Source organism: Moorena sp. SIO4A5, assembly GCF_010672005.1.
In the GTDB taxonomy this organism is placed as follows: domain Bacteria; phylum Cyanobacteriota; class Cyanobacteriia; order Cyanobacteriales; family Coleofasciculaceae; genus Moorena.
Genome location: NZ_JAAHHZ010000002.1, coordinates 42,134 through 66,448 on the forward strand (window position 1 = coordinate 42,134; position 24,315 = coordinate 66,448).

Sequence of the window (24,315 nt, forward strand, 5' to 3'; positions counted from 1 at the left end):
GCCGTAATATTGTCAAAAGAATGGTTAATCAAATCCTGCAAATTATTTGGGTTTTATCTGGCTTGGGTCTGATTATTTTGGTTTTGCTCCATAGTCCCAAGGGAGATGGCCTTGGCGGTATCGGTGGTCAAGCTCAGCTGTTTACCAGCACCAAGAGTGCTGAAAAAGCCCTGAACCGGGTGACCTGGATCTTGGCGATTACCTTTATGAGCTTGACAGTGATTTTAAGTGCAGGTTGGTTAAACCAGTAAATAATTAGAGTTAAACCTTGGGGAGTAGGTGGGATAAAAACGATCAGCAGCTATGGATAGCCCTGTTTCTAGGGGGTGTCACTTGTCTGTTAGTTATGTTGATTCAGTCCAGCACCGCAGCCGGTTTATACCTAAAGTTTAACCAATTAACAGAAGCCTCCTCTGCTATCGTGGCTTCGATGCCAGTCACCTCACCTGCCCTACCAGCTCCTAAGCCTCACCCTCTACCAAATCCCCTTGCCCAGTGGCAAGACCCTACCGGCAGCGGTGATTATTTTGCTGAAATCAAGGGGACTCCCTTAGGTTATCTGATCTGGTCTCAGTTTCCCGTGAAGGTTTATGTGGAACACCCCCAAGCACCTGCTGTGGTTGATGCTAAGCACCAGCGCTTCCAACAATGGGTTGATGCGGTGTTAAAGGCGGTGGCAGAATGGGGGGTGTATTTGCCCCTAGAACTAGTTGACCAGCAGGAATTAGCAGATATATCGATTTTGCGATCGCGCCCTCCTCTAAAAGTCTCCTTGAATCGTGAGACTGGAACCTTTGATTGGTCTCGCGCTCGCTCAGCCGTTACTCGCTATGAATTTTACCTGGGGCAATCCATCAGGGCACCAGAGCAAATAGTAGATAATCTATTATTACATAAGTTTACCATACTTCTCTCCCCTGAGCAATCCATTGACTACACCCTTGCCACTGCCCGTCACGAACTCGGTCATGCACTAGGTATTTGGGGTCATTCTCCTTTAAAAACTGATGCGCTATACTTTTCCCAAGTTCGCAATCCCCCGAGAATTTCTGCTAGAGACATCAATACCCTCAAACGAATATACGAACAGCCAACTCGGTTGGGATGGCCTTTGATTAAGATAAAAGGTAAAAGGTAAAAGGCTTGCATCCATAGGACAAGCCCCAGCTAATATCAAGTCAGGTTGAATACCCATAATTAGAGGGAGGGTGGGACCCACCCCTAACCCCTCCCAGGAGGGGAAGTGTGGGGAGGGTGGGAAGTGTGGGGAGATGGGGAGATGGGAAGATGGGGAGATGGGAACCCACCCCTAACCCCTCCCAGGAGGGGAAGATGGGGAGATGGGGGAGATTTTTATTAAGGGTAATTATCCCGACATGATATAAAACGAAAAATCAAGGTTTTTACTAATAGGTTTTTACTAATAGGTTTTTACGAATAAGTTTTACTTAATAATTTTAAACGAATAGGAAAAAGCGAACTTCGGATCACAGAACTTCAGATTTACAGAGGTTGTACACGGAAAGGGTGCATAAGTCCTGATCCAAACGAGAGTGCAATATAGATTCGTTGTCAGGTCCTACTTTCGGCGAGTATTGGGGAAGCTCGAAGCTAGTGGCTGTGAGCTTCAGTCGGTAGGAATACTTACCACTGTGCCAATAGCTCGAGCAATTGTCTGGTTTTAAGGGATTACACTATACTAGTAAGTTTTTAAGAAATGGCACAATAGTAGTTCGAATACTATGCTATAACACTCAGTTATGGGTATGACGTTTTCATAGCCATCAGCATCTGAGTTAGTTACTTAGCTTTACCAGAGTGCTCGTACCAAGTTGCAGCTTAAATCGTAACGAGAGGAAATAAGGACTTGGGAATTTTCACCATTGTCCGATAAGTAAATTGCACTTGAAAAACGCAACTTGGTCTTAGCTTTCAGCCCACTTGTCTGATTCATTAGTATCGGAGATTTTTGTGGGTAAGATTTTTATTTTCGGTCGTCAGGTGTACATTTACTATTCGGCAAAATACCGTAACCCTAAACTAATAGCCTGAATGTGTCAATCTAGCATCATGCAGACTACCGAAAAAACTCAACCGAAACTTCTCAACCTCAAAAAACGCCTTAGTGAAATTAACGACTTAGAAGCAGCCGCATCTTTGTTGTACTGGGATCAGGCAACCTATATGCCTCCCGGTGGTGCAGCTGCTAGGGGACGTCAGCTGGCTACTCTACAAAAAATTGCCCATAGTAAATTTACTGACCCAACCATGGGCGAACTGCTGGAAGGGTTACGCCCCTATGAAGAAACTCTACCTTACTTTTCTGACGAAGCTAGCTTAATCCGCTGCACTAGAAAAAATTACCACAGAGCCGTGCAGGTGCCAGCGGAATTTATGGGAGAATTCTCTGAACATCGGACAGAAACGTACAGTGTTTGGGTAAAGGCAAGAGCTACCAACGACTTTGCAGCGGTGCGTCCTTACTTAGAAAAAACCCTTGACCTCAGCCGTCAAATGGCTTATTTTTTCCCTGGTTACGAACATATCGCTGACCCGTTAATTGACTTTGCTGACTATGGGATGAAAGTCTCTATTTTGCGGACGCTTTTTTCTCAGTTGCGAGAGGAATTAGTGCCAATTGTGGAGGCTATTACTGCCCAAAGTCCCACGGATGACAACTGTTTACACCAACGATATCCTGAAGAGCAACAGTTAGATTTGACTCTCAAGGTCATGAAGCAAATGGGATATGACTTTGAGCGGGGAAGGCAAGACCAAACCCATCACCCATTTATGATCAACTTCTCTACCGGTGATGTGCGCATTACGACCCGTGTTGATGAAGATGACCTGAGTCAAGCTCTATTTAGCAGCATCCACGAAATGGGTCATGGTCTTTATGAGCAAGGAATTAGACGAGATTTGGAAGGCACTCCTCTTGCCTGTGGGACATCTTCGGGTGTCCACGAGAGCCAGTCCCGACTTTGGGAAAATATAGTTGGGCGTAGTCGGGGCTTCTGGAAATTTTTCTATCCCCAAGTACAATCGTACTTCCCCTCTCAACTGGGTAATGTTTCCCTCAATGCCTTTTATCAGGCCATCAACAAGGTGCAGCGGTCTGTAATCCGCATGGATGCTGATGAGGTGACTTACAATCTCCACGTCATGATCCGCTTTGACTTAGAACTGATGATGCTTGAGGGTCGGCTGCAGGTGAGGGATTTACCGGAAGCCTGGAATGAACGCTATCGTGAAGATTTAGGGGTTGTTCCCGAGAATGACAGTGACGGGGTGTTGCAAGATGTTCACTGGTACACTGGTCAGATTGGGGGAATGTTCCAATGCTACACCTTGGGTAACTTGATGAGCGCCCAGTTTTTTGAAGCTGCAGTAACGGAACAACCTGAAATTATACCAAAAATTGAGCAAGGAAACTTTAGTACGCTCCATAATTGGTTGAAGGACAACATTTACCAACACGGTTGCAAATACACAGCAGCTGAATTGATTAAGAGCGTCACTGGTACTGCTTTACGCATCGATCCATTCATCAGCTACATCCGGCAGAAGTATGGGCAGCTTTACATGCTTTAATATTTGTTTGTGCCAAAAAAGTGGTTTTGCGAGAACGTTGTCCATATATCTAAAAGAATATCTATTCCTGATCTGTAGTGCGCGGGAATCACTATTCTTTAGAGGAATTTTTTATAGGGTTGTTGGTTTAAATATAGTTGACTTGTATTTGGGGAGTTTCAATGCTCAACCTAATTCAGGATGTTCTCGAAAGTGACGAAAAGAGCGATCTACGTCACTTTACCAGCCAGTTAAAAACCGCAGAACCCAGGTATTTACTGCGCAACGAAATTCTGGCTGCTTTTAACAAAATAGGGGGAGTTTGAGGGGGCGAAATTCTCCCACCTGGCCGTAGGCCACGCTACGCGAACGTTCAGGTGGGGGATGGATAGCCCCTTGGCCAAAGGCCACGCTACGCGAACAAATACTAGAAACCTGTTTCCTGACCCAACTCTCTATATATTCTCCAACGCTTACCCCGGAGTCTTTAGCTGCGAGCTGTAACCATTTCCAAGTAGTGTCTGTAAGCCAGATTCCGTGTTGTCTTTTTAGCTCGTCATAATGAGCAGGTGCTCCTCTCATTCTTTTCTGAGGTTTTTTCCTTCTTGTACTTGACATTTCTATTTATCATCAACTATACTAATAGTATAACAAACAAAAAACACAAGATTCAAGGGGGTGATTCCACTTATGGCGACTCTCAGGCAGACATTCCGTCTATATCCCAATAAAACGGCTGCATCAAAGATGTTTTATGCAAGAAAACTTCACCAATTACTCTACAATGCCGGGATAGCTGATCGCCGCTATGAGTGGAAAGCAAACAAAAAATCTATTGGATACCTTGAGCAACAAAATTGTTTACCCGATTTCAAGAAGTGTTGGCCGGAATACAAGGAGTTGTATAGCACTTCTTTGCAGGCCACTCTGAAGAGAGTAGATTTTGCCTATAACCGCTTTTTTCAAGGGTTAGGTGGAATTCCAAAATATAAGCCAATCCGAAAATACTCTGGATGGACTTATCCCAGTAAAGCTGGGTGGAAAGTTAATGCTGATGGGAAGAATGGTACCTTAACTCTAAACGATCTTGACCTAACTATAAAAATGCGTGGTCAGGCAAAATATTGGGGGACTCCAACGACCTTAACTATCACTTACAAGCCTGGTGTCAATACTTGGTATGCTTCAATAACTGTCAAGACAGAAACTCCTAATCCTAAATATGGGTCAAAATCTGACTTAACTTACGAGAAGATTGTAGCCTATGACCTAGGAACTGAGACAGCTATTACAGCTTTTAATGGCAGTGAGTTTGAGGAAATAGCTAACCAGCGCTTCACAAAGACTCTAGAAACCAAGGTGAAGGCAGCCGGGAAGGAGAAACGGAGGAAACAGGCTCCTAATTTTAAAAAAGGCATAAAAGCGTCTAAGCGTTGGAAGAAAGCGAACAAAAAGGAATCTCAGCTAAAAAGAAAAGCTGGATTAGCGCGCAAAGATTGGCAACATAAGGTTACGTCAGATTTATCTAGTCGTTATGACATCGGCGTAACTGAAAAACTCAACACGAAAGGGATGACCCGAAAAGCAAAAAAAGGGTCAAAAAGAAAGAAGCAAAAAGCTGGATTGAACAAAGCCATTTTAGATGTAGGATTTGGCACTCTAAATAAAATGCTGACCTACAAAATCAAACTAAAAGGTGGAATTGTCCTTCAACTACCGACCAGAAAATTAAAGCCATCTCAGCGTTGTCCAGAGTGCGGAAAAGTTCACAAATATTGGGCTGAATTGTCAAACAGATACCATGTTTGTAACGCTTGCGGGTTTGAGTTTGACAGGGACAAGACAAGCACAATGGTAATGTTCAATGCAGCTAATGGAAAGCAGCCGGGGTACGGGACTGACCTCGAAAAACGTGGATTTTCTAGCTCTACTTCAAAGGCCAGTAAGCATACTGGATCTATGAAGCAACTAGGAAAGATGAAGCGTCAAAAATCACGCTCTAAAGACGGGTCTGCTGACACCCCGTCCTGGCCGTAGGCCACGCTACGCGAACGTCCAGGGCGGGGTAGTTCATTGAATACTGCACTAACCACAAAAAATCCGAATACTTTTATCATTCTTCTCATTTAGGGAAGCTGATTTATTACACCCAAGAAATTATTCTGGAAGATGAAAGTCTATGCTTGATTATCCGACCAAAAATTGCGGCTAAAAGAGCTTTCCGTCTGTTTGAAGACTTAAGGGCGCAAGAGGTTACACCAGAGGAACTGCTGAATATACGCGATCGCTTTGTCAATCGCTACAACCCCAAGGTCGGGGAGGTTCTCCAGCTGGATTTTCAGCCGTTTTATGACTACAGCCCAGTCATTCGCGATCCCAAGAATATTGGTAAGGGAGTCCGCTTCCTAAACCGCTATCTCTCCAGTAAACTCTTTCAAGACCCTGAGCAGTGGTTGGAGTCGTTGTACGGTTTCTTGAAAGTGCTTTATTTCCAAGGAAACCAGCTACTGATTAACGAGCGCATTCACAATCACCAGCAACTCTCAGAACAGGTGAAGTTGGCCTTGGAATTTGTAAGCGATCGCCCAGACAGCGAATCCTATGATAAATTCCGCTTTAAGCTGCAAGAGATGGGTTTTGAAGCAGGCTGGGGAAACACGGCTAGTCGGGTGCGGGAAACCTTGGCAATGCTGGATGAATTGATTGATGAACCGGATGATAGGGCATTGGAACAGTTCCTATCCCGCATCCCAACGATTTTCCGGATTGTCCTGGTATCGGTTCACGGCGTTGTTCCATCTGATTTATAAGCCTCGGGCTAAAAAGCTTTTGGAGGAGCATATGCGTCGATAATAGGATTAAGTGCGTCAGTGCTCAGTGTTCAGAGTAAAAACTCACCAGTGTCAACTACCGCACACTGAGCCATTGATGGCACTTATTTCAGGAAACAGAGAATTGAACATCGAATGCAGCGATCGCATAACTATACCCAGCAGCCAAAGGAAGAAGACTACAGCGAAATTATTGATGTGCGCTCCCCGAGTGAGTTTGCTGAGGATCATATGCCAGGTGCGATTAATCTACCTGTGCTCGATGATCAGCAACGGGCTAAGGTAGGGACTATCTATAAACAAGTGTCTTCCTTTGAAGCTCGTAAAATTGGTGCCTCTCTAGTTGCTGGGAATATCTCTAGACATCTGGAAAGTCACTTTGCTGCTAAGGATAAAAATTACCATCCCTTGGTCTATTGTTGGCGGGGTGGACAGCGTTCCCAGAGTTTGGCAGCAGTGTTAGTTCAAATTGGCTGGCAAGTTACAGTTCTCGACGGGGGATACAAAACCTATCGAGCTTATGTAAGGGAAGAATTAGAACAGTTGCCACAACAGTTTACTTACCGGGTATTGTGTGGACTAACCGGTAGTGGGAAAACCCTGATCTTGCGGCAACTTGCTAAGCGAGGTGTCCAGGTGCTGGATTTGGAAGAGTTAGCCAATCATCGAGGTTCCCTGCTGGGTCAAGAGTGGGAAGGTGAACCATTATCTCAACCGTCACAAAAATGGTTTGAATCCCTGCTATTGGAAAAATTGCAACGCTTTGATGTCGATAAGCCAGTATGGGTAGAAGCAGAAAGCAATAAGATTGGAAAAATTTATTTGCCTCATTCAGTATGGCAAAATATGAAGGATGCTAGGTGTGTGGAAGTTGAGTTACCCCTGGCACGTAGAATTGAATGGTTGTTGCAAGAGTATCCTCACTTGCTTACTAACCCTGAGTTTTTCAAAAGTAAGCTAGAGTGTCTAAGGTTTCGCTATGGCTGGAAAAAAATTAACCAGTGGTATGGGATGATTGATGGGGGTCAAGGTCATGCTTTGGTAGGAGATTTGCTTGAAAGTCATTATGATCCAGCTTACCGCCGCTCGATTAGTAAGTGTTATGGAAATGTAGTATCGACGTTACCGATTGTGGATTTATCAGAGCACAGTGTTCAGACTTTTGTCAATAGTTTAGTGTCTTGGACAGAATTATGCTCAGGATAGTTAATCAGCAAGTCAATATTTTATGTCCGAGGACTTATCAAATTCGGATGATTACTTACTGATAAAAAAGAATGATATCGTGTCCGGTTGTTTCGGTTAAGTTCATAGTTGAAGTTTTTTACTCATTACCCTCAATTATTGCACAATTGGGCAACGCTAAATTATGACTCATGTAACGCTTCTGCCCGTTCCCAGTCCTCTGGCACCCCATAGTTTTGAGACTTTTGGCAGCGTTTGACATAGAGCATGGCTGCTTTATCCTGGGGATTAGTTTGTAAAACTGACTGAAATATCTGTTCAGCTTGGGCGAAAGCTTGCCGATGGTAGAGAAATGCAGCTTGTTCAAAGTTACTCTTAGTTTTTATCTTTAACTGCTTCAGTTGCGGCTGATCTTGATCAAATAGCTCAAATACTGCCACCGGTTTATTTTTTACTTTAACTTTGACTCGATCCAGAAACCTATAACTGTACTTTTGAAACTCATTCAGGTTATAGAGGGTTTGTTGGCTAATCATAATCCCTGCACCATAAAGTTTGGTTAATCCTTCCAAGCGGGAAGCAAGATTCACTGCATCAGAAATAACCGTACTTTCCATCCGCTTTTGTTCACCGATTGTTCCTAGCATTAAGCTACCTGTATGTAAACCAATACCGATAGTAATCGGAACATAATCACTTTGGCACCGATGCTGGTTGTAGACCGCCACTGTTTGTTGCATCTCAAGTGCACCTTGAACCCCATCATCCGCTGACTCAGGAAAAAGTGCCATCACTCCATCTCCAATGTACTTATCAATAAACCCGTTGTGAGCCCGGATTGCTGGACTAACTCGACTCAGATAACTATTAATAAAATTAAAGTTTTCTTGAGGAGATAACTGTTCTGATCAGCTGGTAAAAGATCGAATATCAGCAAAAATAACAGTCATTTATTTTTGAACATAGTTCCCTAATTTAACATCAACAATACTGTCATATCCCAGGAAGCGCAAAAAGTCATGGGGGACAAACTTACCATAAGCAGAGGTAATTTTATAAAGCCGTAGATGACTTTTAATTCGGGCTAACAATTCATGCTTATAAAAAGGCTTAGTCAGATAATCATTTACCCCACAAGTAAACCCTTCCACCAAATCAGAAACTTGATTGTTGGCGGTTAACATGATCACCGGAAGTTCACTGGGCAAAAACTTCTGGCGAATTTTTTCACAGACTTCATAGCCGGTCATGCGGGGCATCATCACATCCAGTAATATCAAGTCAGGCTGGAAACGACTTGAGAGAATTTCTAAAGCTTCTAAACCATTAGTGGCTGTAGCGATCGCATAATTTTCCATGGAAAGATAATTGCTAATAACCTGGCGGTTGACTGGTTCATCGTCCACAATCAAAATTTTGATATATCCACTGTCTGCTGCTAAGGCTCCAGTGAAGTTCGGGGTTTCATTGGTGAAGTCGGGGACTGGAGCGATGGATTCAATTGGTGGAAACTCTTAGTATCAGTGTACCATCATCTAATCGTTCTGCTCCTAGGTTGTCTTTATTCTCTAAGCCTAATCCAGTAAATGTAAGGGTATTAAAGATCTGAAGCTGCTGCCAAAAGTAACGCTCTAATTCAGGAATATCTTGCAAATTCAATTGACCTAGATTAATGGCAGTGGCATTAATCTGATTAACTAGATGAGGAATGGTTAGGTAAGCCTCCAAATTCTGCTCAACCCGAGCATTGACTTCTTCAAGCAGTTGAGTCGCAACATCATTAACCGCTGTCTTGCCGTTTCTATAGGACAGATATCCCACAAGTCCCACTGCTGCGAAGATTTGCAGGACAAATGGTATGACCAAGATCAGGGGAAGGGTAACTTTCCCAGAAACCTTGGAAACCCCTTGGGCTAAAGATTTGAATAACATTTGCTTGTGCCATCCTGCTTGACTGACAAATCGTTAGGAGTTACATTCACAGAATTCCCAGAAATCAAGAAAAAGTAGCGTCAGCACCCTTGACTGAAGTAAGGAGGCTTAAAGTCCTTTATTTCCTGATGCCTGAATGCTTAAAAAGGACTTAATAAATCTTTATCTGGAGTATTGCCTTTTTTGTGATAAAATTCTCTCACCGAAGTATAATAGAGTTATTTTTACATTAACTCTAATGTTAGTTTTGGTTTGGAACTATTAAAATGCTTACTTTAAAAGGGTTCTCAGTGGCTACAGTTGCCGTCGTTTTGAGCAGTTGCTTAATACCTGAAAAAGCCTTGGCTAGTCGTCTTGATTTCACAGCTGAAGCGATTGGCAGTTCAACTCCTTCTACAATACTAAATGCCAGTATTGGTCAAACCCTACAAAACGGCGATTTTACCATAGAAAGGACTGGGGATAACACCACCCTTGGTAATGGGATTGATGAAGATACCAGTTGGAGCTTTGATTTTTCTGACTTGGCGACATCAATCAATGACTTATCGCAAGCGGAACTAATTTTAGACCTGACACCACACAACGCCCTGATTACTACCGATTTATTTGGTATCATAGGATTGGATACTATTACTATTGATCTGATCCGCAATCTCCCAGTAGGAACTAAGCAATCGCTGTCTTTAAATTTACTGGAGTTTTACGACTCAGGAGAAATCGTGAACGTCTTTAATGCCAATAGTGGCAAAATTCCGGTATTTTATGGAGATGATGCCATTGTATCTCGTGCTGAGCTGTCATTGTCTACAGGTGAAAGAGTTCCCGAACCTGCTTCTACCCTAGGAATTTTCGCTTTGGGGGCTTTAGGAATTAGTTCAGTATTGAAGCACGAACTCAAACAGCAGAAACAAGCAAAGCAGTAATCTTCATCAAGATTGATAACTAGTCAACCGGACACAATATAACTAAAAATATAATAAAAATATAACTAGTGTGTTGTTGACGGTTGATTAGTGAACTGTTAACTGTTAACTTTTCACTTTCAATCGTCAACCATGGCCTTAAGGCCGTAGGCCACGCTGCGCGAACGGCCACGCGTGCGCGTTCAACAAAAATTTCATCAACGTAGCAAAGCATTCCAAGTAGCAGGACCAACAATGCCATCAGGTTCTAGTTTGAACTTGCGCTGAGCCGTTTGTACTGCGGCTTTCGTAACCTCTCCAAATACCCCATCTACTGTGGCTTTTAAAAAACCAAGAGATTTCAGTCGCCTCTGCAATTGCTGGACTGCTGGACCACGCATACCTTGTCGGAGAATTGGTAAGGTTATAGCGCTAGGCTTAGTTCTCTCAACAGTGACCGCATTGCCTGTTGTCGTAGTGCGATTACCAAAGCTAGTGCTGGTTGCTGGGGAGGAAGGGTTGGAACTAGTTGTGGTGGTTTGGGTAATAGCTTGTGTGATGGAAGGCGTCGGAAAGGATGAAGCTGAGATGCCATCAGAGGTGGTCGGGGGTCTTATACTTGCTGAGGGTAAGGGATTTGAAGTAGAGGTTGAGGATGTTGGATTGGGTGGGATGCTCGGAAACAGAAGATTCCATTCAGCAGCTCCCATGATGCCATGGGGAGTCAAACCCGCTTCTTGCTGCAACTTGGAGACAGCCATCGCAGTATTATCTCCATAAAACCCATTTACCTCTCCTGTGTAATACCCTAATAATTTAAGAACTGCTTGTAATTCAGATACTCTTTCCCCCTCACTACCAATATCGAGAGTTGGTCGGTTGATTTTGACTGGGGTAATTGCTTGAGCCAGTTTTGGGACAACGCCATTGGCTTCAAGGGCAACTGCTGGCAAGTTCCCTAAGCTAAGGGCTACTGATCCAAAGATAGTTATACCGATGATGCTGTTAGTGGTGTGTATAGAATCCATATCTTTACAGCCAATTAAATCTTGTCACGACTTAATTTAACTTTATCGATTCAAGCGGATTTATAGACAACAATATATTGAGATCTCCCCCGGTTAAAAGGTAAAACACGGGAGAGACCTCAAGTTTTTAGTTTGCTCTGTTAACCGAGGAAGTTGATTGCTTCAGCAGGTCCGACTAGAGAAATATAAGGTTCAATGAAATAACGATTAGCTGCTGCTTGAGCCATCTCTGGAGTAACCCTTGTCACATCCTGTTGAAACAGGGTATCAAACTCAACTCCTAGCCCGATCGTCTCATACCAGCCATAGACTTGAGCTAGCTGACCATTAGTTTGTTTACCTAGTGCATACTGACCAAGAAGCTTATTTTTGGCAACTTGCAATTCATCCTGACTCAGTTGTTGAGAACAAAGACGTTCCACTTCGGTAACCAGACCAACCAGGGCAGTTTCTGTATTTTCCGGTGCTGTCCCCATGTAGGCTATAAACGTAGAAGCCGACTGGCGTGTCGGAAACAATGCTGAGACATCATAGGCTAAACCCCGTTTTTCTCTGAGTTCTACAAACAAGCGGCTAGAAAGACCATTGCCCAGGTAGGTATTCAGGAGTTTCAGCGTAGCAAAGTCAGCCTCTTGTACGGCTGAGGTAAGATAACCCAGCATCACAATGGACTGCTGCGTCTCTTGGGCAGTGGTCACTTGGCAGGGTTTTGCAATCGGGGAGGGTAAGGAGGGTTTGCTCAGGGGTGTATCGGGAACTTGCCAATCCCCAAACACTTGCTCCACCTGCCCAATCGCATCTTCTGAGTTAATACGACCTGCAATACTAATTATGAGGTTATCAGGGCGGAAATAAGTCTGATGATAGTGTTCTAAGTCAGCTCGACCCAGTGTAGATACGGTAGCTTCTTCTCCCAACACTGAAAAGCCGTAGGGATGGTCTTGATACATTGCTTGTCGCAATTGCTTATAGGCAATGTTAAAGGGTTGCTCCTGTTGCGCACGAATAGTTTGAATGGTTAGGTACCTTTCTAGGTCTACTTCAGCATCTGGGAAACTAGGCGATCGCAAAATCTGCCCTGCTAGCTGTAACATTTCAAACCAGTCAGCTGCAACGGTTTTCAGGGAGAGTAGAAAATAATCGTTAGCCGCATCAGCACCAAGTTGAGCCCCCATAGACTCGACCCGTTCGGCAATGTCTATAGAGGATAAGTCTTGGGTTCCCTTGGTCATAACTGCTGAGACGAGGTGAGATAGCCCAGCTTGGTTTGGTGGATCGAACTGACTACCTGCCCGAATAAATAGACGGCTGGCAATGATATCAGCAGCAGCATTTTCAACTACAATCACCACGATGCCATTATCTAGCACTGTGCGATGGATATTCTGTTGTTGCTTTAGTGTGATATTAGGCATGATAGTCTTAAGTCTTAGGCTGGATAGTTTTAGGTTTTAGGCAAATTTCAAATTTCAAATTTTCAATGCACGAATTTCAACTTTGACTACATGCCTTTGTGAGGATTTACTACCTTTAATTAGTTACAATATAAGCTATCCTGTTGATGATTGTGATAGCTCAGGCGATAGATATAAATATACCGCATCGGCTAAGTGCATTAGGTCTAAATCTCTGAGCTTTTGAATCTCAAAATGAGTTACGATTTCAGCTATACTTTAAGCCATACTGTTGAGGATTGTGATAGCATAGCGATGGGGAGAAAGATACCGCTGGGCTAAGTGCATTACGTCATTAGCTGTTAGCTTTTGAATCTCAATCGGATAACTATAGGCTGCTTCTGCTGTAGCAATAATGTTGTAGTAACCATACAAACCAGCAAGTTGACCAGCAGATTCTGTGGAAAAAATATAGTCGTTATAGAGCTGACGTTGACAGCGTTTGATTTCTGTGGTTGACACTGGTGTCTGTTGCAATTGCCACAGGTGTTCCCTAATTATTGCTTCTACCTGTTCTAGGTACTCGGGTTCTAGGTAGGCGGTAATAGTAAACAAACTCGAATCACGCTGTAGAGAGAAGCTACTACCAATGTCTTGCACTAATTGTTTCTCTTCCCTTAATTCTCTTACCAAGCGAGAAGAGCGTCCATCAGCCAGGAGCACAGAGAGTAAATCCAAACCACAAGCATCCCCAAGCTGATCTATCCCTGGTCCGTGCCAAGCCATCAATAGACGTGAGTGCTCCAGGCGAGGCAAGTTTAGTTCCTGACGCCTAATTCCGATAAATGGTGGTTCAGCTATCACCTCTGGTTTAGGACAATCAGTGGGGGAAGGAAAATCTTGAAATGACTGGTTAACTATAGTTAATGCTGATTCTTGGTCAATATCACCTACAATCACCACAGTCATATTTTGCGGCTGGTAATGGCATTGGTGGAAACAGCGCATTTGTTGGGGAGAGTGAGCCATCAAATCCGCTTCAGTACCCAGAATCGGTCTGCCATAGGGGTGACGTTGGTAAACGCTCTCAGAAAGAGCCTGAAATCCAACCCAATCAGGATTATCGTAGCTGCCACGAATTTCTTCTAACACCACACACCGTTCCCGGACAAATTCTTCTTCAGGAATAGCAGGATGCAAGAGTAATTCTGCCAAGGGAGGCAGGGTGTGTTTTAAGTACTCAGAAGCACTGGTTACGAAAAAATGAGCAAAGTCATGGCTAGTAGCCGCATTCGTTACACCACCGTGGCTTTCAATCACATAGTCAAACACACCAGGAGCAATGGTCTCGGTGCCTTTAAAAATCATGTGTTCCAAGAAGTGAGCCATGCCATACCATTCATCTGGTTCTGCGATCGCACCAGCACCAACCCACACATCCGCCACTACTACTGGTGTAGCGCTTAGGTATTGATGAATGACATTCAAGCCATTGGTCAGTTTGAAAACACTAGCAGGAAACTTTACTTGAGGTAGGGGCTCAGATAACAATGCTTCTAATCTCAATGTGTAACTTCTTACATCATATTACTTAACGTTAATTTTGATTAACCCAGTGTTAAAGATCATGATTACTACTTGAAACTTCCCCTAACTAAGTGCCAGGACTGTGTACCTGAATCAGAGCCCCATCAGCGGTATAGATTTCCATAGGGATATCGGAATTATAGCTAATCCCTTTGAGGGCATCTTCTAAAGTCAATACGTGATTGACGATGCCAGCGTGAGCCTCTACATCACCTCTGACTTGAGCCGTAATGGCTGTTTGTCTGACCTGATACATATAAGTAGGTGTTAATTCTACTTTAATCAGACTTTCATGAATGGTGTAATTACAAACTCGAGTTTCCCCAGTACAGATTTGTTCAAGATCACCACCAATTTGTTTTAACTTTACCTGCAACTGCAACTTGCTTTGAACTGCCTTAAGGGCGTTTTGATAAGGCTCAATTAAAGACTGTGCATTTTTGTGGTAGTACGTAGAGTTTGGAACTTGCTTCACGTAAGTTAAAGCGTTGCGCCAATGAATCGCAGCCACCGACCATTGCTGCTTTCCCTGAGCTTTTTGAGCCAACTGAGCCAAACGTAGTCCCTGATTGTAGGCGTTGGTAGCAATTTTTTCCTGGGTTTTGCGATCGCGCGCCCTGGCCAGATTATTTTTATAGAATTCCTCCAGTCGTTGCTTGTCCTCTTCAACGGTTGTTCCTTTAGGAATTTTGTTCAGACGGTCTAATGCGGTTTTCCAAGTACTATAGACTAGTTGCCATTCCTCTAAAGTCTGGGCTACACCCTGACGAGCTTGGGCAATCTGAGCCGCTTTCTTAGCTGCTTTCATAATCTGATTACCCTGTCTTTCTTTGAGTAATCGCCGATTAACTTCCTCTAAATTGACCTTATATAGCTTAATTTTCTGTTGCGCTATAGCATTCAGGCTACTCTCCTTAGGCATTTGTTCAAGGCGGGCAATTGCCTCTCGCCACAGTTTTTGAATTGCTATCCACTTTGATGCCTTATGGGGAGGATTTTTCCCTTTATGACCTGCCCTAGCCGCCATTTGCATGGCTGTCACTAACTGATCTAGGTCTTTACCTCTGACTTGATAGGCTTGAAGCAACTCTTGTGCTGTGTCATGCTTCATTGACCAAAACGGAATTGCTTTGAGTGCTTCAATCGCTGTCTTTAATTGCTTCTGAGCTTCGAGAATCTCCTTTCCCGATTTGGGTTTTTTCAGGGTGTCTGCTGACTTTTTACTCAATAGCTGAGCTTCATTCAGTGAACTACAAGACCCAAATACGCAGGGACGGGTAAAAACATAAAAGCCGCCGGTTAAAAATACTAAACCCAATCCCATGCCCACCACCACCAACAAAAGAAACGTACTTTTAGAATTTCCTTCATGGGGTTGTAGTGTTTCAGGGAATGGCTCATCGGTTTGAGCCTCGGGATCAGAAATTGGTTCGTCCCAAGGATGGGCTGCAACGTCAGAATCCATTGATTGATCGTTGCTTTGGTTAGACTCAGGGGTTAACTGGTTAGAATCCATTGCCTGTAGCAGGAGGAAAGCCAGGGATACCAAAAAAGGTACTTAATCTTAACCCAAAATATCCTCCTATGCTGCCAGTGGTTAGGCAGGAATTGGTGAGATATTAAGGCAACAGTGAGGAATTATAGGGGTTAGGGGGAAATTATGAAGAATCAAAGAAGCAAGCAGTGACATCCTCCGACACCGTCATCTTTGATTGGGTCTAGACTTCCAACCTTACGATTAGACATGCCAAGATCCGCACTTATCTAGAACCATCAACAAACAGCTACCGTGATCTGGCTGCGGCGGTGATCTGGAGTTATCAACTCCTAACTCCTATCATGGATTAATAACTCAGTGATGGCGTTTAAAGCGATCGACACCTGCTTCCCTTCTACCTATTCTACCTAGGGGCTACTGGGGGAATAATTTTCCTGTTTTTAATAACCAATTTCAGGCCGCTTCAGCTGGCAGACACTTTCACGGAAGTGTTTCTACAGCATGGACCAAGTGGCAAAAGATTTGAAATGTCGTGCTTAGGATTGTTCGCGAATCATGCATCTACTAGAATACCAGGCTAAAGAATTATTCCGTGAGATTGGCATTCCGGTTTTGCCTGCTCAACGCATTGACCATCCTACCGACATCAAGGGATTACAGATTCCCTATCCGGTGGTGCTCAAATCTCAAGTATCTACTTATGGAGACAACCCAGCTCGTCGCATCCGGTGTGTAGAGAATACCATCGATGCGATCGCAGCAGCTAGGGCAATTTTCAAACTCCCGATTCTGGGTAAGCATCCTCAAGTGCTGCTAGCAGAATCCCGTTACAATGCTGAACAAGAATTTTATCTAGCCGTGTTCCTAGACTACAACTTGGCCCGTCCTGTGCTATTTGGTTCTTCCCAAGGGCGTATGGACACCAAAGCCTTGATCACCGATATGCAAAAGGTTGTGGTCGAGCAAAACTTTTCACCCTTCTATGGGCGGCGTCTTGCCATCAAAATGGGACTTCATGGTAACCTGATTGAGTCAGTGAGTGGGATTATTAATAAAATGTACCAACTTTTTGTCCAAAAAGATTTGGACATAGTGGAAATTAATCCCCTCGGTGTTAGCCCGACTGGTGAACTCATGGCTCTTGATGGCAGGATTGCTATCAACGACAAGGCTCTGAGACGTCATCAGGATTTGATCAACTTGACATCGACCATGGCTGACAGTGGATTTTACCAAGAGATGCCCACTAACTCAAGCCATAATTTCAATGGTTGTGATCTCAAAGGTCGTGATCTCAAAGGCAACATCGGGATTATATGCAACAGCATGTGTCTAGCTGCAACAACAGTTGATCTGGTATACCAAGCAAAGGGTAAACCAAGACAGTGTCATCTCGTTCCAACTATCAACTCTAACCAATACTGGCCAATAACCCCTGCTGCCATAGAGGAACTGCAAGAGGCTTTGCGAGAACTAACCACATCCGAAGGGATTAAAGTGGTCTTAGTGAATATCTTGAGCAATAGGGCTACCAGCAATGCCGCAGCTGAGATGATTGCCAACTATCTACTGTCTCAAAGTTGGGAAACAGCTGTACTCAATTCAGAGAACCAGGAGCAAAATTCCACCAGTCATCCCCTTAGCTCCCTTCACCAAGACCTGTTATCTAAGGGCAAATCTCCTGGATCAGCCTCTGGGATTGAGAGACCTCACCTTGTGATCCGTTTAGTTGGGACAAATTTTCACTCGATTCAACAGCGTTTGGCTCAGCTCCCGGTACACTTTACAGACAATTTAGATGAGGCAGTCAAGCAAGCTGTATCTCTTGCCAAGAAGGGGTCACGACGTCCTAACCTAGTCAGCTAGCTGAGTGCGTCAGTGCTCAGTTACGATTCTTTTGTTCCTTATCCTTTTTGATTAGCCAGAGTCTTCTGGCAACTCAAAATGATCAATGATCATTGATCATTGATCATTGACCAATGACAAACAACAAATGACTAAGGATCAATCACCAATTAACTTGAGCAGCGATAGCAAAGTCCTAGTACAAGGTATTACACAACCCTTAGGTTTGTACTACGCTGCCCGGATGAAAGCCTATGGCACCAATGTCGTAGCCGGAGTTAGTACTGGTCAGGGAGGGCAAACCTTACATGGCATTCCTGTATTTGATTTAGTAGAGCAGGCTTGCCATCATGTCGAAGCTGTAGACACAACCATTATTTTTGAAGAATCTTACCAGGTCAAAGATGCTGCCTTGGAAGCGATAGATGCTGGGATAGGGCAAATTATTCTAGTGACTGGTGGTATTCCTCCCTTGGATATGGTATAATTGATAGCTATTGCCCAAGCTACTAAGACAATTATTCTTGGTCCGAGCAGTTCTGGAATTATTGTTCCAGGAAAAGTTTTGCTAGGGACTCACGAAAGTGAATTTTACACCCCTGGCTCAGTGGGATTAATTACCCGTGGTAGTTATCTGATCTACGAAGTGGCTTTTGGCTTAACTCAAGCCAACCTAGGACAGTCAATCGCGATTAACCTTGGCAGTGAAGCAATTGTTGGTTCTTCGTTTAGCTATTGGCTGGAGGTTTTGGAAAAAGATAAAGCTACAAACGTTATTGTCCTAGTTGATCAGACTGGTGGCGGCTACGAAGACGTGGCCGCCGCTGCCTATATAGCCCAGGAAATCCATAAACCAGTGATTTCCTACATTGCAGGACGTTATACACCAGAGACACAACTAATTAGTAACCCTAGTGCTATGCTATCGACTCACCTACCAGAGGCTATGAGTAATATGACTAAAGTGTCTACGGCACAGGGAAAAGTGGCAGTATTTAAGCAAGGGAGAATCCCAGTAGCCGAACGCCCTTCCCAAATTCCCATCTTGGTTCAAAAGGCTCTCGAGCATTGACAGGCATTGATTCGCCACCCCATTACCCATTGGTCGGATTTACATCATACTTTGCATACTACAAACTGACATGGGTAATGTGGGTTATAACCGGTAACCTACAACCTACAACCTACAACCTTTAACCTACAACTTTTAACCTTGTTAAGCCTAGTTTTTTGCAAAGTATCGTTAAGCGGGCTGGAATTTGGTTGAGATTGTTTACTAGAAAACAATCCTTTGGAAATAAATCGATAAAATAGAGGATGTAGGGTTTATGATAAGACCCAACTAATCGTCGTTTTCAACTGACCTAGTTTAAATTTAAATTAATTTATGGAACTTAGTGGCTCATCTGCCAACTCTTCTGACCCTCACCCATATAGATGGGCAGAAGTCTTGGGTACGGTAATTGCGCTGTTGACCTTAACATTACCTTTGTTGATCATCGCTTACTACTCTTCTTCAAATAACTACGTTAATGTTTTGCCACAACCCACCTACTCGCCTACGAGATTAGAAAATTGACATACAAGTTTTTTAGATAACCAAAGAAGGATATGTGGGTGCGCTGATTTAAAAACCTTCAATAGCTCAGGTGTAATAGAAAATGCCAGCGTCATGTCTCCTAGGCAATGGCGTAAGGGGGATTCTGTGAAATCTCAGCTTTATAGAAAGTTTGAGTTGAATGGTATACCACTTGCCTTGGCTCCTTGATGATAGTTAACAGCGGACTTGGAAAAGGAGAAAGGGGAATCAGAGGAGATTGGTGTCGTCTCTTTCACCCAGGCTACCTCTGATCAAGCAAAGGGAAGGGAGACAAGGGAAAACCATCAACAATGAACAACAATGAACAATTACCAGTCTCCGTCGCTATATGCCAGCTTAAGTTGGTAGCCTTCACCCATAACCTTTCACTTTTCACTTTAACTAAATCTCTAAGGCAAAAAAACCTTTAATTTAAAGAGAATGAAAAAAATATAACTAGAAAATAAAAGAGTTTGTAAAGTTGCGGAATTTCCCGGTTTAGGGATTGAAAATTATGTCAATGTGCGTAAAGATTAATTTCGCCTAACTCCATCTTTGGGCGTATTCCCAAAATGATTTTCATCGCAAAAGGATTCTGGCAACACTTAACTAATGTAGGTTTACTGACTTTGGTTTACCTTGGGCTGGCAAACTTAGTCCATGGATTGATTGGAGGGAATACATTAGTACCACCAGTTTGGTCTCCCACAGGAATTACCCAAGCAACCGTATTACTACTAAGGGAGCATCTTTGGTGGTTAACCGAACACCAAGGAGTTTTGCCATCGGTTTCTTGGGGACAATTTTTCTGGACTGTGTCGCCTCAGAGGTTCTGGCCAGTTTCTGGGATCACTGCTTTAGGCTATATCTTGTCAGTATTGCTCTCGATAGGATTGGCACTGTGGTGGCAGCTTCGTCCTTCCCTAGAACGGCGACGAGATGTATTGGGTTTCCTAGGGGTGTCGATGTTTGCCACACTCATCGCTCCGACTGTCAGTCTAACTCACTTACACCTGAGTGGTGAATTTGATGGTAGGAATTTCGGCTGGATGTGGTGGCAATGGTGGTTAGGGGACTTAATGGTGGTTTTAGTCGTAGTACCAGTGTTTTTAGTTTGGTGCTACCTAGTGAAGGAGTTGAAGGTTGGCAGGTTCAAGGTTGAGAAAGTTGAAGAGTCAACCCAAACTAACCTCCAACTGTCTAACCAACAACCGTTAACCCCTCAAGCAAGCATAAAGATAAAGCAAATTATTTTGGTAGCTATCTGGCTGATTTCACTCTTGACAGTGAGTTGGGGAGTGTTTGGGTCGGACATTGCGCCAGAAATGGCAACCTATCCCCTCGCCTGCTTGATATTTCCCTGGCTGATTTGGGCTGCCCTCCAATTTGGTCAACGCCTGACCACCCTAGGCTGCTTGATGGTATCGAGCATTGCCATTGTAGGAACCAGTTTGGGTACCGGACCGTTTCTTGCCAGCACCGGGAACTTGAGCGAAGCAGTTCCCCTACTACAGGTTTTTATGATACTGATGGCGACAATCCCTTTATTCTTGGCAGCGACTACATCAGAACGAAACTCAGCAGCAGAGTTGTTGCGCTTAAGCGTTGCCAAATACCGCAGCATCTTCGAAAATGCTGTCGAGGGCATTTGTCAGACCACACCTGACGGACGCTATATCAGTGCTAACCCCGCACTAGCGAGAATATATGGCTATCAATCACCGGAAGAACTCATAGCAAGTGTCACCGATATTGCCCACCAACTTTACGTTGATCCTCAACGACGGGCAGATTTGCTTCTACAGCTACAGGAAGATGGTGTTGTTTCAGGGTTTGAAGCACAGATTTATCAAAAAGATGGTACTATAATTTGGATTTCCAAAAACGTGCGGGCTATCCGCGATAGTAGTAACTTTCTACTCTACTACGAAGCTACTGTTGAGGAGATCACAGAGCGCAAGCACGCTCAAGAGGCACTCCGTAACCAGAATGAACGGCTGGAACATCAATTTCAAGAGCGAACAGCTACCTTGAGGCAGCTCAATCGACAATTAATCGCGGAGGTTCTTGAACACAAGCGCATTGAGGATGCACTTAGGGAGAGTGAGGAACGGTTTGCTCTGGCTATTCAAGCTAACACCAACGGACTCTTTGAAATCAACCTGAAAACCTATGATCATTACTACTCGCCCCAATTTCTCAGCCTGATTGGCTACCCATTGGATCAAGAGGGACCGACCATTAATGAATTACTGGCGCTGATTCATCTTGAGGATCAAGATCAGGTCAAAGCCATCCTAGATAACCTATGTGCTGGACGAAGTTCTCAGCGATGCAGCGCGGTCTTGGGGGTTTCCCCCATGAGCGACTGCATCAAGAAGTGGAAACAAAGGTTTCGTCTGCTGCGCAAAGATGGCTCAATTTCCTGGATTCTCTCGACTGGTCTAGTGATCTCAGATGATCAAGGTAAAGTGGTTCGTCTAGTCGGTACCTTTACTGACATTACTGATAGCCAGAGAGTTAAAGCCTTATTAGCTGGACAAAATCGTATCCTGGAAATGATTACCCAGTGGGAGAAGCTGCCAGATGTACTAGACCAACTGGCTCGATTGATTGAGCAGCAATTTCCCAAAATTAGGTGTGCCTTCTTCCTGGTGGACAAAAATGGGGTTAATTTGCGTTATACTGCCGCTCCCAGCCTTCCAGAATCCTACATTCAGGGGATTGATGGTATGGTTATTGGTCCATATATGGGTTGCTGTGGCACTGCCGCCTATTGGCGAGAACCGGTCATGGTTAAGGATATTGCCACTCATCCCTTGTGTCGAAGTATAAGGGATTTGGCACTTTGCCACAATCTCAGAGGGTGTTGGTCTATCCCGATTTTGTCCACTCAAGGGACGGTGCTAGGCACCTTCTCAACCTATTACACTGAACCTCATACCCCAAACCGCGAAGAGCAAGAACTGGCGGATAAGGCCACCCAACTCGCTAGAATTGCCATTGAGCGCTCTGTGGCACAGGAGGATGTGCTCCGTACAAATGCCATGCTCAAAGCGCAACAAGAAGCTGCCATTGATGGAATTTTAGTGGTTGATGAAAATTTTCGGGTGGTTTCCTACAACCACCGTTTCTGTGACTTGTGGCAGACTCCAGAACAGTTGTTTCAAGCCAATCATATTAAAGAATTGCTCAAGCAGGTGAGTTCTCAACTGAACCATCCCGAAGAATTTCTGGCTCAGGTGGACTATCTTCAGGCTCATCCCAAAACAACGAACTACGATGAACTTTTAATCAAGGATGGGCGTATTTTTGACTTTTATTCAGCACCAGTGCTTACCAGTGGTGGGGATTACTATGGTAGAATCTTCTGTAACCGAGATATCACTGAACGCAAGCTATCAGAGGCAAAACTACGGCAGGCGGAACAGAAGTATCGCAAATTAGTTGAGTCAGCTGGTGATGCCATTCTGATGGCAGATGCGGAAACCGGAATCATCCTGGAAGCCAATCAGATGGCGGAACAGATGCTGGGCCGTGGGAGATCTGAAATTATTGGGTTACATCAGAGTAAGATTATTCCACGAGAACGATTCAAAGCCTACTCCCAAATTTTCCAGCAACATGTGGAGGCAGGGGGTGTATTTCAAGTAGAACTGGAATTACTGCATCAAGTTGGTACAACCGTGCCTGTAGAAGTTAGTGGGACTACTTTAGAGCTGCAAGGGAAGACAGTTGTGCAGGGAATTTTTCGAGACATTAGCGATCGCAAACAGGCAGAACAGGCGTTGAAGCAGGCTAAAGTTGAGGCGGAAGTAGCCAATCGGGCTAAGAGTCAATTTTTAGCCAACATGAGCCATGAATTACGTACCCCCCTTAACGGAATTTTAGGTTATGCCCAAATCCTCCAAGAGGAACCTAATCTGAGCGCTACGCAAAAAGAGCAGCTGAGTATTATTCAGCAAAGTGGTCAGCATCTGTTAACCCTACTCAATGACATCCTGGATCTATCAAAAATCGAAGCCAGAAAAATGGAACTGGATGTCAGAGATTTTCAGTTTCCCAAGTTTCTGGAAGGTATTGTGGAAATTGTGGTGATCAGTGCTAAACAAAAAAACATTTCATTCCGTTACGAATTCCTTTCGCCCCTCCCTGAATTTGTCAAGGGTGATGAAATAAGACTGCGACAAGTTCTGATGAACCTTTTGGGAAATGCTGTCAAATTTACAGATACTGGCGAGGTAACGTTTAAAGTTGGTTATTTGGGGTGTTCAGAGTTGAACGTTGATCGGTCTTTAACCGAAAAGCAAGGTACTCAAAAAATGCGCTTTGTCATAGCAGACACTGGCATTGGTATCCCACCAAAACAACTAGCAGAAATATTTTTGCCATTCCATCAAGTGGGTAACACTGACCGTCAGGTTAATGGTACAGGCTTAGGACTATCGATTAGTAAACGTTTAGCGGAATTAATGGGTAGTGAATTAAAGGTTAAAAGCACTGTAGGTCAAGGTAGTATTTTTTGGCTAGATTTAGATTTACCAGATGTTTCCCAGGAACAACAAGGAGGACAAGGAATTGTAGAATCCACTAAGGAAGAGAAAGCTGAAGAGGTTATGCCTGTAGCGCCATCGCCAGAGAAAATCTCCGTTCTGTATGAACTCGCCATCATCGGTGATATTAGAGGGATCCAAGAGGAAGCTAATTTGATTGAACAGTTGGATGATAAATTCATCCCCTTTGCTCAAAATTTGCGTCAATTATCAAAAGGCTTTCAAGAAAGACAAATACTGGAATTTGTGGGCCAGTACATGGATAAAAAATACCGCGAATAACCTCGTCAACCAAATAATTTAAAAAATAGATAAACTGAGTTGAAATAAAATACAAAAATTTTGTAAAATCAAGCCATTAAAATGATTGTTTAATCCAGAAATAATTTATTATATTTTTAGGGG

20 protein-coding genes are annotated in these 24,315 nt (G+C 43.8%); 12 read left to right on the plus strand and 8 right to left on the minus strand.

Features of this window, described 5'->3' with window-relative positions; genetic code table 11:
• Nucleotides 1-20: 20 nt before the first annotated feature.
• From secG to F6K57_RS01705, 4 genes are all read left to right on the plus strand, one after another.
• Nucleotides 21-251, plus strand: coding sequence for a preprotein translocase subunit SecG (secG, locus tag F6K57_RS01690; RefSeq protein WP_008191847.1), 231 nt, complete (start codon nucleotides 21-23; stop codon nucleotides 249-251).
• A gap of 17 nt (nucleotides 252-268) precedes the next feature.
• Nucleotides 269-1,138 (plus strand): peptidase, encoded by an 870-nt coding sequence (locus F6K57_RS01695; protein ID WP_293064255.1) that lies wholly within the window; start codon nucleotides 269-271, stop codon nucleotides 1,136-1,138.
• A gap of 107 nt (nucleotides 1,139-1,245) precedes the next feature.
• Nucleotides 1,246-1,380, plus strand: coding sequence for a hypothetical protein (locus F6K57_RS01700; protein ID WP_293024593.1), 135 nt, complete (start codon nucleotides 1,246-1,248; stop codon nucleotides 1,378-1,380).
• Between the two features lie 690 nt (nucleotides 1,381-2,070).
• Nucleotides 2,071-3,594: a carboxypeptidase M32 gene (locus tag F6K57_RS01705; RefSeq protein WP_293064258.1), complete on the plus strand. Its 1,524-nt coding sequence runs from the start codon at nucleotides 2,071-2,073 to the stop codon at nucleotides 3,592-3,594.
• Nucleotides 3,595-3,876: 282 nt separating this feature from the next.
• Here F6K57_RS01705 and F6K57_RS01710 read toward each other — a convergent pair whose 3' ends face one another.
• Nucleotides 3,877-4,155, minus strand: a complete 279-nt coding sequence (locus F6K57_RS01710) for a hypothetical protein (protein WP_293064260.1) — start codon at nucleotides 4,153-4,155, stop codon at nucleotides 3,877-3,879.
• A gap of 108 nt (nucleotides 4,156-4,263) precedes the next feature.
• Between F6K57_RS01710 and F6K57_RS01715 the strand changes: the two genes are divergently transcribed.
• The 3 genes from F6K57_RS01715 (at nucleotide 4,264) to mnmH (ending at nucleotide 7,610) form a co-directional block, all read left to right on the plus strand.
• Nucleotides 4,264-5,610, plus strand: coding sequence for a transposase (locus F6K57_RS01715; protein ID WP_293064262.1), 1,347 nt, complete (start codon nucleotides 4,264-4,266; stop codon nucleotides 5,608-5,610).
• Between the two features lie 35 nt (nucleotides 5,611-5,645).
• Nucleotides 5,646-6,383, plus strand: a complete 738-nt coding sequence (locus tag F6K57_RS01720) for a hypothetical protein (protein WP_364300886.1) — start codon at nucleotides 5,646-5,648, stop codon at nucleotides 6,381-6,383.
• A gap of 156 nt (nucleotides 6,384-6,539) precedes the next feature.
• Complete coding sequence (mnmH, locus tag F6K57_RS01725; protein WP_293064265.1) at nucleotides 6,540-7,610, plus strand: tRNA 2-selenouridine(34) synthase MnmH; 1,071 nt, start codon at nucleotides 6,540-6,542, stop codon at nucleotides 7,608-7,610.
• A gap of 161 nt (nucleotides 7,611-7,771) precedes the next feature.
• On the opposite strand, the gene F6K57_RS41810 is transcribed toward mnmH, so the two are convergent.
• The 3 genes from F6K57_RS41810 to F6K57_RS01735 all read right to left on the minus strand — a co-directional run bounded on the left by F6K57_RS41810 (nucleotide 7,772) and on the right by F6K57_RS01735 (nucleotide 9,521).
• The gene (locus F6K57_RS41810) at nucleotides 7,772-8,461 is read right to left on the minus strand and encodes an adenylate/guanylate cyclase domain-containing protein (RefSeq protein ID WP_364300889.1); all 690 of its coding nucleotides are present in this window, start codon (nucleotides 8,459-8,461) and stop codon (nucleotides 7,772-7,774) included.
• A 78-nt stretch (nucleotides 8,462-8,539) separates the two neighbouring features.
• Nucleotides 8,540-8,995 (minus strand): response regulator, encoded by a 456-nt coding sequence (locus F6K57_RS41815; RefSeq protein ID WP_364300783.1) that lies wholly within the window; start codon nucleotides 8,993-8,995, stop codon nucleotides 8,540-8,542.
• 91 nt (nucleotides 8,996-9,086) lie between these two features.
• On the minus strand, nucleotides 9,087-9,521 hold the full coding sequence (locus F6K57_RS01735) for a hypothetical protein (protein WP_293024599.1): 435 nt from the start codon (nucleotides 9,519-9,521) through the stop codon (nucleotides 9,087-9,089).
• 266 nt (nucleotides 9,522-9,787) lie between these two features.
• Between F6K57_RS01735 and F6K57_RS01740 the strand changes: the two genes are divergently transcribed.
• The gene (locus F6K57_RS01740; protein ID WP_293024601.1) at nucleotides 9,788-10,447 is read left to right on the plus strand and encodes a PEP-CTERM sorting domain-containing protein; all 660 of its coding nucleotides are present in this window, start codon (nucleotides 9,788-9,790) and stop codon (nucleotides 10,445-10,447) included.
• Between the two features lie 197 nt (nucleotides 10,448-10,644).
• On the opposite strand, the gene F6K57_RS01745 is transcribed toward F6K57_RS01740, so the two are convergent.
• The 4 genes from F6K57_RS01745 to F6K57_RS01760 all read right to left on the minus strand — a co-directional run bounded on the left by F6K57_RS01745 (nucleotide 10,645) and on the right by F6K57_RS01760 (nucleotide 15,900).
• Nucleotides 10,645-11,454 carry a peptidoglycan-binding protein gene (locus F6K57_RS01745; protein WP_293024603.1) on the minus strand — a complete coding sequence of 270 codons (810 nt, stop codon included), beginning with the start codon at nucleotides 11,452-11,454 and terminating at the stop codon, nucleotides 10,645-10,647.
• 140 nt (nucleotides 11,455-11,594) lie between these two features.
• The gene (locus F6K57_RS01750; protein WP_293040457.1) at nucleotides 11,595-12,869 is read right to left on the minus strand and encodes a pitrilysin family protein; all 1,275 of its coding nucleotides are present in this window, start codon (nucleotides 12,867-12,869) and stop codon (nucleotides 11,595-11,597) included.
• 258 nt (nucleotides 12,870-13,127) lie between these two features.
• Entirely contained in the window at nucleotides 13,128-14,414 is a 1,287-nt protein-coding gene (locus tag F6K57_RS01755; RefSeq protein ID WP_293064270.1) for a pitrilysin family protein, read from the minus strand.
• 88 nt (nucleotides 14,415-14,502) lie between these two features.
• A complete protein-coding gene (locus F6K57_RS01760) occupies nucleotides 14,503-15,900 on the minus strand; it encodes a hypothetical protein (protein ID WP_293064273.1) in 1,398 nt (465 codons plus the stop codon).
• Between the two features lie 588 nt (nucleotides 15,901-16,488).
• On the opposite strand from F6K57_RS01760, the gene F6K57_RS01765 reads away from it, so the two are divergent.
• The 4 genes from F6K57_RS01765 (at nucleotide 16,489) to F6K57_RS01775 (ending at nucleotide 24,192) form a co-directional block, all read left to right on the plus strand.
• The gene (locus tag F6K57_RS01765) at nucleotides 16,489-17,799 is read left to right on the plus strand and encodes an ATP-grasp domain-containing protein (RefSeq protein WP_293024611.1); all 1,311 of its coding nucleotides are present in this window, start codon (nucleotides 16,489-16,491) and stop codon (nucleotides 17,797-17,799) included.
• A 127-nt stretch (nucleotides 17,800-17,926) separates the two neighbouring features.
• On the plus strand, nucleotides 17,927-18,265 hold the full coding sequence (locus tag F6K57_RS41820) for a hypothetical protein (protein WP_364300791.1): 339 nt from the start codon (nucleotides 17,927-17,929) through the stop codon (nucleotides 18,263-18,265).
• The gene (locus F6K57_RS41825) at nucleotides 18,266-18,850 is read left to right on the plus strand and encodes a hypothetical protein (RefSeq protein ID WP_364300794.1); all 585 of its coding nucleotides are present in this window, start codon (nucleotides 18,266-18,268) and stop codon (nucleotides 18,848-18,850) included.
• A 1,079-nt stretch (nucleotides 18,851-19,929) separates the two neighbouring features.
• Nucleotides 19,930-24,192, plus strand: coding sequence for a PAS domain S-box protein (locus F6K57_RS01775; protein ID WP_293024613.1), 4,263 nt, complete (start codon nucleotides 19,930-19,932; stop codon nucleotides 24,190-24,192).
• The last annotated feature ends 123 nt before the right edge of the window (nucleotides 24,193-24,315 follow it).